This is a genomic window from Burkholderia sp. BCC0405 (assembly GCF_902833075.1).
GTDB lineage: Bacteria > Pseudomonadota > Gammaproteobacteria > Burkholderiales > Burkholderiaceae > Burkholderia.
In genome coordinates, this window is the sequence record NZ_CADFEO010000013.1 from 219,517 (window position 1) to 235,281 (window position 15,765).

The 15,765-nt window shown below is 64.8% G+C and carries 14 protein-coding genes, 1 rRNA gene and 1 riboswitch; of the genes, 8 read left to right on the top strand and 7 right to left on the bottom strand.

Annotated features, from left to right (window positions below):
- Window positions 1-51: 51 nt before the first annotated feature.
- The gene (locus HWX36_RS22615; RefSeq protein ID WP_175954893.1) at window positions 52-1,377 is read left to right on the top strand and encodes an MFS transporter; all 1,326 of its coding nucleotides are present in this window, start codon (window positions 52-54) and stop codon (window positions 1,375-1,377) included.
- Between the two features lie 165 nt (window positions 1,378-1,542).
- Here the strand turns inward: HWX36_RS22615 and HWX36_RS22620 are convergent, their stop codons facing one another.
- The 3 genes from HWX36_RS22620 to metE all read right to left on the bottom strand — a co-directional run bounded on the left by HWX36_RS22620 (window position 1,543) and on the right by metE (window position 4,555).
- Window positions 1,543-1,770 (bottom strand): epoxyqueuosine reductase QueH, encoded by a 228-nt coding sequence (locus HWX36_RS22620; RefSeq protein ID WP_175954895.1) that lies wholly within the window; start codon window positions 1,768-1,770, stop codon window positions 1,543-1,545.
- On the bottom strand, window positions 1,767-2,039 hold the full coding sequence (locus tag HWX36_RS36845; protein ID WP_208457817.1) for a hypothetical protein: 273 nt from the start codon (window positions 2,037-2,039) through the stop codon (window positions 1,767-1,769). Before HWX36_RS36845 ends, HWX36_RS22620 begins: the two co-directional genes overlap by 4 nt.
- Window positions 2,040-2,260: 221 nt before the next feature.
- On the bottom strand, window positions 2,261-4,555 hold the full coding sequence (gene metE / locus HWX36_RS22630; RefSeq protein ID WP_175954899.1) for a 5-methyltetrahydropteroyltriglutamate--homocysteine S-methyltransferase: 2,295 nt from the start codon (window positions 4,553-4,555) through the stop codon (window positions 2,261-2,263).
- Between the two features lie 128 nt (window positions 4,556-4,683).
- Here metE and HWX36_RS22635 point away from each other — a divergent pair, with 128 nt between their 5' ends.
- Window positions 4,684-5,592 (top strand): LysR substrate-binding domain-containing protein, encoded by a 909-nt coding sequence (locus HWX36_RS22635; protein ID WP_175954901.1) that lies wholly within the window; start codon window positions 4,684-4,686, stop codon window positions 5,590-5,592.
- A gap of 22 nt (window positions 5,593-5,614) precedes the next feature.
- Here the strand turns inward: HWX36_RS22635 and HWX36_RS22640 are convergent, their stop codons facing one another.
- On the bottom strand, window positions 5,615-6,337 hold the full coding sequence (locus tag HWX36_RS22640; protein WP_175954903.1) for a CbtA family protein: 723 nt from the start codon (window positions 6,335-6,337) through the stop codon (window positions 5,615-5,617).
- Between the two features lie 13 nt (window positions 6,338-6,350).
- Entirely contained in the window at window positions 6,351-6,560 is a 210-nt protein-coding gene (locus HWX36_RS22645) for a CbtB-domain containing protein (RefSeq protein ID WP_011353973.1), read from the bottom strand.
- Between the two features lie 32 nt (window positions 6,561-6,592).
- Window positions 6,593-6,736, bottom strand: a riboswitch (cobalamin riboswitch).
- Window positions 6,737-6,776: 40 nt separating this feature from the next.
- Here HWX36_RS22645 and HWX36_RS22650 point away from each other — a divergent pair.
- From HWX36_RS22650 to HWX36_RS22660, 3 genes are all read left to right on the top strand, one after another.
- The gene (locus HWX36_RS22650) at window positions 6,777-7,364 is read left to right on the top strand and encodes a histidine phosphatase family protein (RefSeq protein ID WP_175954906.1); all 588 of its coding nucleotides are present in this window, start codon (window positions 6,777-6,779) and stop codon (window positions 7,362-7,364) included.
- Between the two features lie 191 nt (window positions 7,365-7,555).
- Window positions 7,556-9,148: an inorganic phosphate transporter gene (locus tag HWX36_RS22655; protein ID WP_175954908.1), complete on the top strand. Its 1,593-nt coding sequence runs from the start codon at window positions 7,556-7,558 to the stop codon at window positions 9,146-9,148.
- A 295-nt stretch (window positions 9,149-9,443) separates the two neighbouring features.
- Window positions 9,444-10,187 (top strand): 2OG-Fe(II) oxygenase, encoded by a 744-nt coding sequence (locus tag HWX36_RS22660; protein WP_175954910.1) that lies wholly within the window; start codon window positions 9,444-9,446, stop codon window positions 10,185-10,187.
- Between the two features lie 276 nt (window positions 10,188-10,463).
- Here the strand turns inward: HWX36_RS22660 and HWX36_RS22665 are convergent, their stop codons facing one another.
- A complete protein-coding gene (locus HWX36_RS22665) occupies window positions 10,464-11,888 on the bottom strand; it encodes a DHA2 family efflux MFS transporter permease subunit (RefSeq protein ID WP_175954912.1) in 1,425 nt (474 codons plus the stop codon).
- A gap of 565 nt (window positions 11,889-12,453) precedes the next feature.
- On the opposite strand from HWX36_RS22665, the gene HWX36_RS22670 reads away from it, so the two are divergent.
- Genes HWX36_RS22670 through HWX36_RS22680 form a run of 3 tightly spaced genes read left to right on the top strand, consistent with a single transcriptional unit; the run spans window position 12,454 to window position 15,183 of the window.
- Entirely contained in the window at window positions 12,454-13,368 is a 915-nt protein-coding gene (locus HWX36_RS22670) for an alpha/beta hydrolase (protein WP_208457818.1), read from the top strand.
- Window positions 13,369-13,399: 31 nt separating this feature from the next.
- Window positions 13,400-14,455 carry a histidine kinase gene (locus HWX36_RS22675; RefSeq protein WP_208457819.1) on the top strand — a complete coding sequence of 352 codons (1,056 nt, stop codon included), beginning with the start codon at window positions 13,400-13,402 and terminating at the stop codon, window positions 14,453-14,455.
- Window positions 14,452-15,183: a LytTR family DNA-binding domain-containing protein gene (locus HWX36_RS22680; protein ID WP_175954914.1), complete on the top strand. Its 732-nt coding sequence runs from the start codon at window positions 14,452-14,454 to the stop codon at window positions 15,181-15,183. The genes HWX36_RS22675 and HWX36_RS22680 overlap by 4 nt, the downstream gene beginning before the upstream one ends.
- A gap of 473 nt (window positions 15,184-15,656) precedes the next feature.
- Here the strand turns inward: HWX36_RS22680 and rrf are convergent.
- Window positions 15,657-15,765, bottom strand: a 5S ribosomal RNA gene (rrf, locus tag HWX36_RS22685); the annotation flags it as partial.

Genomic DNA, 15,765 nt, shown 5'->3' on the forward strand with positions numbered 1-15,765 from the left:
GCGCGCCGCCGCCTATTCCAAATCAAAGGATTCAGAGGAGCACAAATCAAGATGGGGACTTCCGTCAAGCAACCCAAGCGGGCGGCGCTCGCGTCGTTCGTCGGCACCACGATCGAGTGGTACGACTTCTATAGCTACGCGACCGCCGCCGCCATCGTGTTCGGGCCGCTGTTCTTTCCCGGCGAAAACCGCTTCGTCAGCCTGCTCGCATCGTTCGGCTCGTTCGCGGTCGGCTTCTTCGCACGGCCGCTCGGCGGCGTGATGTTCGGCTACCTCGGCGACCGCTTCGGCCGCAAGCGTTCGCTGCTCGCGACGCTGATGCTGATGGCCGTGTCGACGGTCGCGATCGGCCTGCTGCCGACCCATGCGCAAGCCGGCGTGATTGCACCGATCCTGCTCGTGCTGATGCGCGTGCTGCAAGGCATCGCGGTCGGCGGCGAATGGGGCGGCGCGGTGCTGCTCGCGGGCGAGCATGCACCGGAAGGCAAGCGCACGTTCTTCGCGTCGTTCGCGCAGCTCGGCAGCGCGAGCGGCCTGATCCTGTCGATGCTCGCGTTCGGCGCGATCAGCACGCTGTCGAAGGAAGACATGATGAGCTGGGGCTGGCGCGTGCCGTTCCTCGCGAGTTCCGTACTGCTGATTGTCGGCTTCGTGATCCGCGCGAGCGTGTCCGAATCGCCCGAGTTCGAGGAAGTCAAGCGGAGCGGCAACATCGCGCAAAAACCGCTGCGGGAAGCGCTCAAGTACTGGCCGCTGCTGCTGCTCGCCATCGGTGCGAACGTGTACGGCATCGCCGGCGTGTACTTCAGCAACATCTTCATGATCAGCTATGCGACGCAGTTCCTGTCGCTCGACCGGTCGATGGTGCTGCATTGCATGACGATCGTCGCGGTACTGCAGTTCGTCGTGCAGCTCGCGGCCGCGTTCCTCGCGCAGCGCTTCGGCACCACGCGCGTGCTGCTGATCACCGGCGCATGGGCCGCGATCGTCCCGTTCGTCATGCTGCCGCTCGTGCACATGGGCACGCCGCTGTCGATCACGATCGGCGTCGGCCTCGCGACGCTCGCGGAATCGGGTTACTACTCGGTGGTCGCGGGCTTCGTCAGCGGCATCTTCGTCGCACGCATCCGCTACACGGCGATCTCGATCGCGTACCAGGTGTGCGGCGCACTGGCCGGCGGCCTCACGCCGCTCGTCGCGACCATCATCGCGCAGAACACCGCGCCGCAATGGTGGCCGCTCGCGCTCCAGTACACGAGCGCCGCGATCCTGTCGTCGCTGTGCGTGTGGCTGATTTCGCGCCGCGTGAGCATCGACGATGCGGGCGCGCCGCGCAAGACGGCCGACACGTTGCCGCACGCAGCTCGCACCGCGTAACGCACATAGACACCGGGCTGGCCGCTTCGCCCGCCCGCGTCTCATGCAAAAAAAGCGGCCTTCGTCGAAGGCCGCTTCTTCTTTGCCCGACTCCGGCCGCCACGCGCCCGTCTTTCCGGCTACACCGCGTTCAGCCTTCCTCGCCGCTCTCCGGCGCGTCCGCGCCTAATACATCACGCCGCCCCGGATCAATTCACAACCGTTCGACTTGCGCTGCAGGTTGGCGTCGCGCGGCGAATACGTGCATCCGCAGTACGCCTGCCGATAGAACGTCTCGCGTTGGCTGACCTCGATCATGGGCGCCGAACCGCCGCCCGTGCGCCAGTTGTATTCCCCGCCCTCGCTGTAGCCGCCGGGCCGCGACAGCGGTTTGCGTTTGTCGACGGTCGTCATGTTCGCTCCGTACCGAATACGGTATTCAGAATGACGGCGCGCATCGCGCCGTCCGCCTGCTCGGCGCGCGCTTGCGCCGCACCGAGATCCGGTGAATCGCGATCGGTATCAATCAGAGTCGCCTGCGCATCGTCGCTCGCGATCCATGCGCTGGCCATGTCACGCAGCATCGCCCGGTCGGTACGCAACAGCCGGCTCACGACCACCCGGCCGATTTCCTCGTAGATCGCCCAGCAATCGTCGCTGCCGTCCTCGAGCGCCTTCAGCAATCGGTCGATTGCGTCGTTCGCGGCCTGGCTCATGATGCGCTTCTCCCATCCGAATGAACAAGCCGGCCGGCGTCCGATCCGACGCCGTCCCGCCCGCGATCGCCGCGCCGGATCATGATGCCGCGGCGACAATAGTGGAAACGACGCGTCCCGGCGCCTGCCCGGAACGGTCTCGACCGGTGCGACACCCACCGCCGGATCATCGATCCGCGCAGCGCGTGTTATTGCACCTGGTTGCGCAGCGTCTTCGCGGCTGCGACCATGTTCGTCAGCGCCGGAATCACTTCCGCCCACTGGCGCGTCTTCAGGCCGCAGTCCGGGTTCACCCATAGCCGTTCCGCTGGAATCCGCTCAGCCGCCTTCTTCATCAGGCCGACGATGTGCGCCTGCGTCGGGATGTTTGGCGAGTGAATGTCGTACACGCCCGGCCCGATTTCGTTCGGATACTTGAAGGTGTCGAATGCGTCGAGCAGTTCCATGTCCGAGCGCGACGTCTCGATCGTGATCACGTCCGCATCCATGTCGGCGATCGACGCGATGATGTCGTTGAACTCCGAATAGCACATGTGCGTATGAATCTGCGTTTCGTCCTGCACGCCGTTCGCGGCGACGCGAAACGCTTCGACCGCCCACTTCAGGTACTCGCCCCACTGGGCGCGGCGCAGCGGCAGCCCTTCGCGCAGCGCAGCCTCGTCGATCTGGATCACGCGCACGCCGGCCTTCTCGAGATCGAGCACTTCCTCGCGGATCGCCAGCGCGAGCTGGTAGCACGACACCGAGCGCGGCTGGTCGTCGCGCACGAACGACCAGTTCAGGATCGTCACGGGGCCGGTCAACATGCCCTTCATCGGCTTGCTCGTCAGCGACTGCGCATACGTGATCCATTCGACCGTCATCGCCTTCGGACGGCTGATGTCGCCGAACAGGATCGGCGGCTTCACGCAACGCGAACCGTACGACTGCACCCAGCCGAACTGGCTGAACGCGTAGCCGTCGAGCTGCTCGCCGAAATATTCGACCATGTCGTTACGTTCTGCTTCGCCGTGCACGAGCACGTCGAGTTCGAGCGATTCCTGCTCGCGGACGCTGCGTTCGATCTCGGCCTGCATCGCCTTGCGGTAGCCGGCTTCATCGAGCGCGCCGGCCTTGAACCGGCTGCGGGCCTGACGGATTTCGCCGGTCTGCGGGAACGAGCCGATCGTCGTCGTCGGAAACGCCGGCAGGTTCAGGCGTGCCGACTGCTTCGGCGCGCGCTGCGGATAGGGGCTCACGCGGTTGCCGAGCTGCGCGTCCATCCGGGCGATCGCGGCCTTCACCGCCGGGTTGTTCACGCGCGGCGAGTTGCGACGCGAATGGATCGCGGCGGCGTTCGCGGCCAGCGCATCGGCCACCTTGTCACGGCCTTCGTTCAGTGCGGTCGCGAGCACCTTCAGCTCGTCGAGCTTCTGCAGCGCGAACGCGAGCCACGAGCGGATTTCCGCGTCGAGCTTCTCCTCGCTCGCGAGATCGACCGGCACGTGCAGCAGCGAGCACGACGGCGCAAGCCACAGGCGATCGCCCAGTTGCTTCGCGAGCGGCTCGAGCCAGTCGAGCGTCGCGTTCAGGTCCGTCTTCCAGATGTTGCGGCCGTTGATCGCGCCCACCGACAGCACCCGCTCGGCCGGCAGTTCACGTACCAGCGCGTCGACTTCATCGCGTGCGTTGATCGCGTCGACATGCAGGCCGTCGACCGGCAGCGAGCTCGCGAGCGCCAGATTGCTCTGCAACTGGCCGAAGTACGTCGCGAGCAGCACCTTGATCCGGCGCGTTTCGAGCGCGGCGTACGCGGTCTTGAATGCTTGCTGCCATTCGTCGTCGAGTTCGATGACGAGAATCGGTTCGTCGACCTGTATCCATTCGACGCCCTGCGCGGTCAGCGTGTCGAGCAGCGCGCCGTACACCGGCAGCAGCTTCGGCAGCAGCGCGAGGCGGTCGGAATCGTCCTTCGCCTTGCCGAGCCACAGGTACGTGACGGGGCCGATGATCACCGGCTTCGCGGCCACGCCCTGCGCCTGCGCTTCCGCCAGTTGCTGCAGCAGGCGCGACGGGTCGAGCGAGAAGTTCGTGTCCGCGTGGAACTCCGGCACGATGTAGTGGTAGTTCGTATCGAACCACTTCGTCATTTCACCGGCCGCGACACCACCGCAGCACGCGGCATGTTCTTCCGCCGACTGTGCCGAACGGCCGCGCGCGACGCGGAAATAGTTGTCGAGCACATCGCCGTGGAAGCCCTGCACGCGCTTCGGCAAGTTGCCGAGCGTGAAGCTCATGTCGAGCACCTGATCGTAGAACGCGAAGTCGCCGACCGGGGCCAGGCCCAGGTCGCGCTGGTCGTTCCAGTGACGCTGGCGCAGCTCGGCGCCGAGTGCCTTCAGCTCGTCGCGCGACGATTCGCCCTTCCAGTAGCGTTCGAGACCGAACTTGAGTTCGCGCTTCGCGCCGATGCGCGGAAAACCGAGGTTGTGGGTCGTGACCATGAGCTTCCGTCCAGAAGAGAAATGGAATGTCCGGCAGCCATGATAGGGATTTCAAATCATGAAATAAAATGGCATTATTTCATTCATCCATTAAAGTTATTCATGTGTCTATTGCGCGAGCGAAATCCATGCTGGAACGATTCCATCTTGTCGTCATTCGTGAGGTCGAGCGCCAGGGCTCGCTGACTGCGGCCGCCAATACGCTGCACCTCACGCAATCGGCGCTCAGCCATACCGTCCGGAAAATCGAGCAGCAGCTCGGTGCGCCGATCTGGAATCGGGAAGGTCGTGGCCTGCGGCTCACGCAGGGCGGGCAGTATCTGCTGAAGCTGGCGAACCGGCTGCTGCCGCAGTTCGAGCTCGCCGAGGAGCGGATGAAGCAGTACGCAAAGGGTGAGCGTGGCACGCTGCGCATCGGGATGGAGTGCCACCCGTGCTACCAGTGGCTCCTGAAGGTCGTGTCGCCGTACCTGTCGCGCTGGCCCGACGTCGACGTCGACGTGAAGCAGCGCTTCCAGTTCGGCGGCATCGGCGCGCTGTTCGGCTATGACATCGACGTGCTCGTGACGCCCGATCCGCTGAACAAGCCGGGCCTGCGCTTCGACCCGGTGTTCGACTACGAGCAGGTGCTGGTGGTCGCCGATTCACACCGTTTTGCGAACGCCGAATACGTGACGCCGGAACAGCTCAACGACGAGGTCCTGATCACCTATCCTGTCGAAACCGACCGGCTCGACATCTACACCCAGTTCCTGACGCCGGCGGGCATCGTGCCGAAGCGGCACAAGTCGATCGAGACGACCGACATCATGCTGCAGATGGTGGCGAGCGAACGCGGCGTGGCCGCGCTGCCGAGATGGCTTGCCGACGAATACGCAGACCGGATGCCGGTCGTGCCGGTCAAGCTTGGCAAGAAGGGGATCGCGAAGCAGATCTTCCTCGGCATCCGTGAAGCGGATGAATCGATCGACTATCTGGCCGCGTTCGTCGCGCTGGCGCGCGAATCGACGAAGCGCGCGCCGCGCATGCTGCGCTAGGCGCCCCCCGTTGCCATGCGCGTCAGGCGGCGCGCATGCCGATGCGTTCGCCGCGCTCGACCCATGCGCCGAACAGCAGGCCGATCGTCGTCCACATGATCGCCTGCATGCCGATCGCCGCGGCGCGGAACTTCCACAGGACGACGGCCGGGAAGGCGGCCGGCACCTCGTTGATCGACGGCAGCCCGAACTGCACGGCCGCGATGATCGCGATGAACACGAGCCCCGCGACGATCGACGCGTTCCATTGCCCGAGCTTCGCCAGCAGGTGGCGGCGCACGTTGACCGAGAACACCATCGTCGCGATCGAGATCGCAATCATCAGGAAAAACAAGCCCGTGCGATAGCCGATCGTGTCGGGGTCGCCGACCGACGGCGGATTGGCCGGGTACTTGATGTTCGGCACGATCACCAGCGCGACGAACGCCGCCAGCGCGAGCCACGCGGCCAGCGGCCGCGCCGGGAGGCGGCTGCCTCGGCCATAGGCATACGCAAAGACCAGCGAGAACAATCCGCCGAAGGCCGCGCCGTACGTGACGACGCCGGTCAGCAAGCCGATGCCGGCCTGCGTGTGGCGGCTTACCAGCTCGGGCTCCGGCGCGTCGCCCTTGGCGACGTCGAGTTTTTCTTCAAAGGAGATTGCCTGATCGACTTGCGGTTCGCCGACGATTTTGGCGAAACCGAACGTCAGGAGGCCTGCGGCGATGCCTGCGAGCATCCCGCGCATGAGCAGCTTTCCGACCATCGTGTACTCCGCGTCAGTGGCAGGGGAAGCCGAGCAGATGGCGGCCGTCGTGGACGAACTCGTGGACGTACATGCCCGGCACGAGCGACGTTGCCCCCTGTTCCGCGCCGACGAAATAAATCGCGAGCAACAGGATCAGGCCGACGAACACGGCCCACGGCAACAGTTCACGGACGGGGATGGGCGCCGGCACGACCGCCGGCTTCAGCACTGCTTCGCTCATGGATGCACCTCAGGGGAATCGCGCCCCGACAAATGTTGGATGGGTACGAAGGCAGGTCTGGCTTCCGGGATCATGGATCACCGGTTACAGTGGCGCGACCGCGCCGGAATTGAACCGGCTTCCGCGTTTCGTATCGCGGCGAATTGTACGCGCGAACGTTCGCGTATTGAAGCGGCGGCAGGTGAACGCCCCGTCCCGGATCATCCGAAAAACGACATGAACAAGCATGCCTCGCTGCGCCTGATCGCACACGCATCGACCCGGGCGATGCGTACCGGCACGTTTCCCGACGACGATCCGCTCGACGCGCATGGGCTCGCCAAAGCCGCGGCGCTGCGCGACCGGTGGACAGGCATTGCCGGCGCGCTCGTGCTGTGCAGCCCGGCCCGCTGTGCGGTGCAGACCGCCGATGCGCTCGGCCTGCATGCCGACATCGATGACGCACTGCGTGACATCGACTACCGAAACTGGCGCGGCAAGCGGCTGCACGACCTCGCGCGCGACTTTCCTGACGAACTGGGCGCGTGGATCGGCGATCCGGCCTCGTCGCCGCACGGCGGTGAATCGTTCGACGCAGCGATATGCCGCGTCGGCACATGGTTGAACGCGCTGCAACACCACCGCGACATCGTCGCCGTCACGCATGCGCCGATCGTTCGCGCGGCCATCGCGCATGCGCTGCAGATGGATCCCGACGCGGCAACCCGCATCGACGTCGCACCGCTGTCGTGCACGACATTCGCCGCGTCGCCGCACGGATGGACGTTCATTGCCGACGACGATCGGCGCGACACTGCCAGATAGCCTCCTGCCGTGTTGCGTTCGCGATATCGACCACGACACAAGCCGACGTGTCGTGTCGTGTCGCAATCGCACTTGCATGGCAACGCTCACCTTACGTCGCTGTAAGACACATCGTTCGTACTCCCTGCTGTCATCAAACTGACTGCTAGCCGAAGCTAGGATCGGACGCGGTTCCCTTACGAGATAGCGTCATGAATCAACCTGCTTCGTCCGCCTCGAACAATTCGGGCTCCGTCGAGCGCACCAGACAGCTCGGCTTGGCCGTCTTCCTGCTGGTGCTCGCAATCGGTGCGATCTATATCGCCACGCACCTGATCGACGATCTGTCGCCGATGCGCGAAGGATCGCTGTTCCCGTACCTGATGCTCGGCGCCGCGCTGCTGATCGCGCTCGGCTTCGAATTCGTCAACGGTTTCCACGACACCGCGAACGCGGTGGCCACCGTGATCTATACGCACTCTCTGACGCCGAACGTCGCGGTGATCTGGTCCGGCCTGTGGAACTTCCTCGGCGTGATGATCTCGAGCGGCGCCGTCGCGTTCGGCATCCTGCAACTGCTGCCGGTCGAGTTGATCCTGCAGGTCGGCAGCGGCGCGGGCTTCGCGATGGTGTTCGCGTTGCTGATCGCCGCGATCGTGTGGAACCTCGCGACCTGGTATTTCGGATTGCCGTCGTCGAGCTCGCATACGCTGATCGGGTCGATCATCGGCGTCGGGCTGATGAATCAGCTGATGCACGGGCCGTCCGGCACGAGCGGCGTCGACTGGGGCCAGGCGCTCGGCGTCGGCAAGTCGCTGCTGTTCTCGCCGATCGTCGGCTTCCTGTGCGCGGCGCTACTGCTGTTCGTGCTGAAAACCCTCGTGCGGATTCCCGAGCTGTACAAGGAGCCGCCGAAAAACCAGCCGCCGCCGTTCTGGATTCGTTGCCTGCTGATCCTGACCTGCACCGGCGTATCGTTCGCGCACGGCTCGAACGACGGGCAGAAAGGGATGGGCCTCATCATGCTGATCCTGATCGGCACGGTGCCGACCGCCTACGCGCTGAACAAGGCCGTCACGCCGGCCGAGACACAGACCTTCGTTGCGGTCGCGAACCAGGCAGCCGCGACGTTCGGGAAGTACACGAACGGCGTTGCACCGTCCGCGAACCCGCACGCCGACGTCGAGCTTTACGTCCAGCATCGCGAACTGACGCCGGCCGTGATCCCCGCTGTCCAGCAGTTGTCCGCGTCGCTCGCGACCGCGGTCGGCGCATCGGGCTCGATGGCGGCCGTGCCGCAGCGTGACGTCGACAACGTGCGCAACACGATGTATCTGGTGTCCGAAGCAATTCGCCTGATCGAAAAATCCGGCCAACCCGCGTTCGCTGCCGACGACAAGCTCGCAATCGACAACTATCGCAAACAGCTCGACCACGCGACCAAGTTCATTCCGACGTGGGTGAAGGTTGCGGTCGCGATCGCACTTGGCCTCGGCACGATGGTTGGCTGGAAGCGAATCGTCGTGACCGTCGGCGAGAAAATCGGCAAGCAGCATCTGACGTACGGACAGGGCGCATCGGCCGAACTCGTCGCGATGCTCACGATCGGCGCGGCCGACGTGTACGGATTGCCCGTGTCGACGACGCACGTGCTGTCGTCGGGCGTCGCAGGCACGATGGCGGCGAACGGATCGGGCCTGCAATGGGGCACGGTGCGCAGCCTCGTGCTGGCGTGGGTGCTGACGCTGCCCGCGTCGATCGTACTTGCCGGCGGGCTCTATTGGCTGTTCCGGTCGGTGGTGTAAGCGGTGATTCGGCGGGTGGCCGGCAGGAGCCGGCTACCTGCCGCAGAAGATTCGGCCCTCGCTTCTCCGCTTCTCCCATTCGACTCGTCGAGGCGCCCGGTGCGTCCATGCCGTCGCGAGCGCTCGCCCTCTTCCTTTCCCGAATTGAAGCGCAAGATCCGGAGCGCGCCGGTGCATGGACATCCGTAGACTGGGCTCATCAACATTTACCGTGGACTCAACCGTGCGAACGACGTTGCCGAAGCATTTCGCACGACTGCATGGCGCCACATTGCCGACGAACCGAGGGACGCCCGTGAACATCGCCGACCTGCAACCTGCCGTCGAATCGCTGGAAATCGCGCAACGCGTCGACGCGATCGACTGGACGACTATCGATGCCGATCTCGATCGCCACGGATGCGCGCGCGTGCCGGGCCTGATCTCGGCAAGCGAATGCGCGGCGATCGCGTCGCTCTATCCGCGCGATGCGCTCTATCGCTCGCGCGTCGTGATGGCACGGCACGGGTTCGGGCGCGGCGAATACAAGTATTTCGCATATCCGCTCCCGGCGATCATCGCCGAGCTGCGTGCGACGACCTACCCGCATCTCGCGCCAATCGCGAATCGCTGGAACAAGGCGCTCGGGATCGACATCCGCTATCCGGCAGACCACGCGACCTTCCTCGATCGCTGCCACGCAGCGGGACAGACACGACCGACGCCGCTGATCCTGCAATACGGCGCCGACGACTACAACTGCCTCCATCAGGACCTGTATGGCGAGCACGTCTTTCCGCTCCAGGTCGCGATCCTGTTGTCGGCGCCGGGCCGCGATTTCACCGGCGGGGAATTCGTGCTGACGGAACAGCGGCCACGCATGCAGTCGCGCGCGGAAGTGGTGCCGCTGACGCAAGGCGACGCCGTCATCTTCGCCGTGCACGGCAGGCCCGCACAGGGAACGCGCGGCGTCTATCGCGTCAACCTGCGCCACGGCGTCAGCCGGATTCGGAGCGGCCATCGCCACACGGTCGGCATCATCTTCCATGACGCACAGTGACGGCGATCGGGACGAGCACGACGCTGTCATGCCATCCATCACAGCGGCGGATTCGGGCGGGAAATACTGCACATCCGACGTGCCAATCGCGCGTGATCGATCAGGACGCTTCGCGGATGGGCATCACGACGCGATCGGTTCATTCACCCGCTGTGACAGATGACCGTTTTCGCCTCCCTTCGGAGCATCGCCGCACGACGGATCGACGTTTCAGGTGAGTGACGTCGAGCCGGAACACTCACTTGTCGCAGCACAAAGTCGGCGTGAAACCCGGGCCTATCCGCGCGCGACATTTGCCCGCAGCCGGTCGCCTGCATCGGAGGCAAGACGTGCATAGCCCGGCAACGTCAGCAACGCGAGCGCGCCCGCCGCGACGAACGCCCAGCGGAAATCGTCAAGCACGTAGTGCATGCCGACCGCATCGCCACGCACCAACGCCGCGAGTCGCAGCGACAACGCACCGAACGCGATGCCCATCCCGATCGTCATCTGCTGAGCAGCGCTCCATAGCGTGCTGGCCGCGCTTGTCTGCTGAGCCGGGATATCCGCATAGGCCAGCGTCGCGAGCGTCGTGAACTGCATCGACCGCGTCAGTCCGTAGACGAATACGACGAACAGCGTGATCGCCAAGGGTGTCGATGCGGTCAGCCAGCCGCATGCGATCGTGAAGAGGCCGACTATCGTCACGTCGACGAGTGCAACGCGCCGGAAGCCGAAGCGGTCGAGAATCCACGACGTTCCCGCCTTCATCCCGAGATTGCCGAGCGCACTCGCGAGCAGCAGCAGGCCGGACTGGAACGGCGACAGCCCGAAACCGATCTGGAACAGCAGCGGCAGAAGGTACGGCACGGCATTGATGGCCATCCGTGTGATCGACCCGGTGATCACCGTCACCGAGAACGTCGGCACTTTCAATATCGTGAAATCGAGCAACGGATGTGCGCAACGTCGCGCATGCCACCACGCGGCAATGCCGAACAGCACGCTCGCGCCCACCAGGACGGCCGCACGCGTGAAGTGGACGTCCTGCTGACCGGCTGCTTCGGTGCCGATCAACAGGCAGGTCAGCGCGCCCCCGGCGAGCGCGAAGCCGCCCCAGTCGAGCGGCCGTTGCTCGTCGGCCCGCGTGTTCCGGACGATCAGCCAGGTGCAGACCAATGCTGCAATGCCAAACGGGACGTTCAGCAGGAAGATCCATCGCCATGACGCATAGGTCGTGATGAAGCCGCCGATCGGCGGCCCGACGACGGGCGCGACGATGCCCGGCCACGTGATCGTCGCGATCGCACGCATCAGCTTCGCCTTCTCGGTGCTGCGAACGACGATCATGCGCCCGACCGGCACCATCATCGCTCCGCCCACGCCTTGCAGCAGGCGCGCAGCCGTGAACGTCACGACGCCCTCGGACAACCCGCACAGCACCGATGCGCCGGTAAAGACGACGATTGCACTGGCGAACACCGTACGCGAGCCAAAGCGGTCCGCGATCCAGCCGCTGATCGGGATGAACACAGCCAGCGCCAGCATGTAGGCGGTCATCCCGAGGCTCAGCGCGTTCGGCCCGACGCCGAACGAGCGCGCCATTTGCGGCAGCGCGGTCGCGATCACGGTCGTGTCGAGGTACTCCATGAAGAACGTTGCGGCGACAAGATACGGCAAGAAGTCGGTCGTCCGACCACCTTGGGCAGGGCTGTCAGTCATGAACGATGCGGGAGACGGAATATGGGGGACCCCGACCGCCAGCGGTTGCCTGGAAGCGCCGGGAATCGGGACGAATGGCGATATTACCCCGAAGGGCTTGCCCCCCGCTCTGTCAGCCATGTCTCGCGAATGGACTTTATGCGCATAGATTTCCATGACGATTTGGGGCTGAGTTCGCTGATCACATCGGTGCAACGTGTCGAAGGATCAGTGGACGAGCCCAGGAGGTCTTTCGCCCAGACGTATCAATTGACGGCCATTTCCTGAAAACATCGCTCGTCGTCGGCCACTGCAGCATCGCCCATGGATGGATCGACGTTAGATGAGCACTCGTTGGCATGCCGATTGATGTGAGGCAAAGGAGTGCGTGCGGAAAGATTTTGGTGGCACAGAGCTGTAGATCGAGAACAACGGAGGCCCGAGTCGACGCATTCGACGCTATTCCGGTCCCGGCCTTTCGACCGCTCGCCCTTGCCAGCGGCCGTTGCTCCGAAATCACAATCGAGGCTTCGCGACAAGCGCTACGCTGGCCGCATCCAGTGTTACCCATCCGCAAGGACAGACGATGAAGAACGCGATGAAGGCCCTGGCCCGACTGGCAATGGTCGGCATAGCAACGACCGTGCTCGGCCCGGATCCGGCACACGCGGCCACCGATGCGGCGATGGTGCCGGGCAAGATACAGATCGAGGTGGTTGGCGGTGGCCGCCCTCTGTTGATGATCCCCGGCCTGAACAGCAGCGCCGAGGTCTGGCGCGATACCTGCATGGCGCTGCAGCCGCAGGTGCAATGCCTGCTGGTGCAGTTGCCGGGCTTTGCCGGTGCGGCGGCGGGTCCGCGCCCGGCCGATTTTCTGTCGGCCATGCGTGACGAGCTGCTGTCTTATCTGCACGCGCGGCACTTGCGGAAGGTGGCTGTGGTCGGTCACAGCCTGGGTGGTGTGCTGGCGATGCAACTGGCACTGAAGGCGCCCGAGGCCGTGGGCACGCTCGTGATCGTCGATTCGCTGCCGTTCTATGCGGCGGTCATGGATCCGCGGGCGAATGCGCAGAACGTAGCGACGATAGCCGGGCAACTACGCCGAGGCCTGCTCACGGCCGACGACGCCAGCTTCCGGACGCGCAACGATGCCACTGCCAGAACGCTGACCCGCAGCGCCGATCACCTGTCCGAACTGCAGCGCTGGGGCCGCGACACCGACCGCGCGACAATGGCCGATGCGATGTACTCGATGCTTGTGCACGATCTGCGCGACGATATCGCCGTCATCCACGCCCCCGTGCTGGTGCTGGGCGCCTGGGCGGCCTACCAGCCGTTCGGTGGCACCGAGGCTTCTATCCGGGCGGTGTTTCAGGCCCAGTATGCGAAGCTGCAGGGCGTGCAGATCGCGATGAGCGCGTACGGCTACCATTTCCTGATGTGGGATGATCCGCGCTGGCTGCAGGACCAGGTGCGTACCTTCCTGGCCGCACATCCCTGACGCTGTACGACTCTTTACCCGCAGACCTGCCATGCCCGTGGACGCAACGACTTCCTCCTTCCGCTTCTGGTCGCTCAACGCACTGGCGTGGGTGGCCTACGGCTTGTTCGGACTGTGGGCGGGCAGCCGCTTCACCGACGGCGAAGTCGTCAGCGGTGCGGTGTTGATCAGCTTGAGTCTGGCGATTTCGTTGTGGCTGTGCAGCGGTGCGCTGCGCTCGATGGCGTTGCGCCAGGGCTGGTGGAACGGCAGCCTGGGCAGCTTGGTGTTGAAGCTGACCGCCGGCGTGGTGGTCGGCACCAGCGTGGCGCAGGCAGTAACGGCGGCACTGCTGCTGCCGGCGCTAGCCCTGCGCTGGGTGCAACTGCGGGGCGGACATGCCGACTATCAGTTGTCGTCGGTGCTGGTGTACTGGATGAACACCGCGCTGGTTCTGCTGCTGTGGACGGGTCTGTGGGCTGGCCTGCACGGCCTGCGCCACGCCCGCCACAGCGAACTGGCTCGACTGCGCGCCGAGGCCGAGCGCAGTGCGCTGGAACGTGACGCATTGCGCGCTCGGCTTAACCCGCATTTCATGTTCAATGCCTTGAACAACCTGCGCGCGCTGATCCTGGAAGACCCCGAGCGTGCGCGCGATATGGCCACCCGTCTGTCCCGCACGTTGCGCCATGCGCTGGCCCACAACCGCAGCGAACAGGTAACGCTGGCCGAGGAACTCGCGGTGGTGGACGACTATCTGGCCATCGAGGCCATTCACTTCGAGCAGCGCTTGCGGGTGCGCAGGGACATCGCTGTCGGGACCGGGCAGGCCCAGTTGCCGGCGATGGCGCTGCAGTTGCTGGTGGAGAACGCGATCAAGCATGGCATCGCCACTCGCCCGGGCGGTGGCGAAGTGCGTATCCGCGCCACGCTGGACGATGGCCTGCTGCGCCTGCAGGTGGACAATCCGATCGGCACGGGTAGCCCTGAAACCCATGGTCATGGTGTCGGCCTCGCCTACCTGCGCGCACAGCTAGGCACGCGCGGGCGCTTTGCCCTGCAGTCGGTGGAAGAGCGTATGCAGGCCATCGTGGAGATTCCGCAATGAGTGCACCGCTGCGCGTGTTGATCGTCGACGATGCGAGATTGGCGCGGCAGGAACTGCGCACGTTGCTGTCGATGCTGCCATGGGTGGAATGCGTGGGTGAGGCCGATGACGTGCCGACTGCGCGCGATGCAATTGCCACGCTGGCACCGGACCTGGTGCTGCTGGATGTACAAATGCCTTCCGGCAGCGGCTTCGATGTACTGGAAGGGGTGGACACGGTGCCTGCCGTGGTGTTCGTCACCGCTTACGACACCTATGCCGTGCGCGCGTTCCAGGCCAACGCACTGGACTACCTGGTCAAGCCAGTGGAAGCGCCTCGCCTGCTGGAAGCGTTACAGCGCGCACGTCAGCGCGAGGCAAAGGCAGTCGAGGGGCCAATGCCGCGCACGATGCTGGGCGCGCAGGATCAGGTGTTCGTGCGCGAAGGCGAACGCTGCTGGTTCGTGGCGGTGTCCGAGATCCGCAGGTTGGTGGTGGACGGCAACTACACGCGACTGTGGTTCCGCGACCAGAATGCGCTGCTGACGCGCAGCCTGAGCGCGCTGGAGGCGCGGCTGCCGCCGGAACTGTTCTTCCGTGCGAACCGCAATACGCTGATCAACCTGCGGCGCATTCGTGGGGTCACGCCGAGCATCGGCGATGGCTATGACCTGACGCTGGATGACGGCAGCGAGGTGGAAGTGTCGCGACGGCAGGCGCGGGAACTACGCGAGCGGATGGCATTGTAGGAACTGCTGCAGTTTTGTGCTGACCGGGCTGGTCAGGTGCGGAAACCGGGGGCCGGTCAGGCGTGCCAAGCCCGCAGGTGAGTGTGCCTGCGCACGCGCATGGGCCGGCAGTCCAGCCGGGGACAATCGTACAGATGACGAGCCAGCAGTGCGGCGCGTACTCGGCGGTTGTTAGCGATGTCCTGCAAGGGTTCACCTTCGAGCAGCATCTGGTCGATGGTGTTGCCGAACAAAGAACCTCGCATCCGATATATCGTGCTTGCGATACAGGTCTGCGAGTTTCATGCCCGCATCGGCCTCCGTCAGTCCCCGGTAATCTGCTCCTCGCTAAACCGCGACGGAGAATTGAGGCTGAGATACGCGCAGGTCACAGGCGCTAGCCCGCCAACACGTCCGGCATGTGCTGCGCACGCCGTTCGGCGGCCCCAATGCAAAAACCCCCGCCTTTCGGGCGGGGGTTCTTGGCTAAGGGAGCCTGACGATTACCTACTTTCACACGGGAATCCGCACTATCATCGGCGTAGAGTCGTTTCACGGTCCTGTTCGGGATGGGAAGGGGTGGGACCGACTCGCTATGGTCAT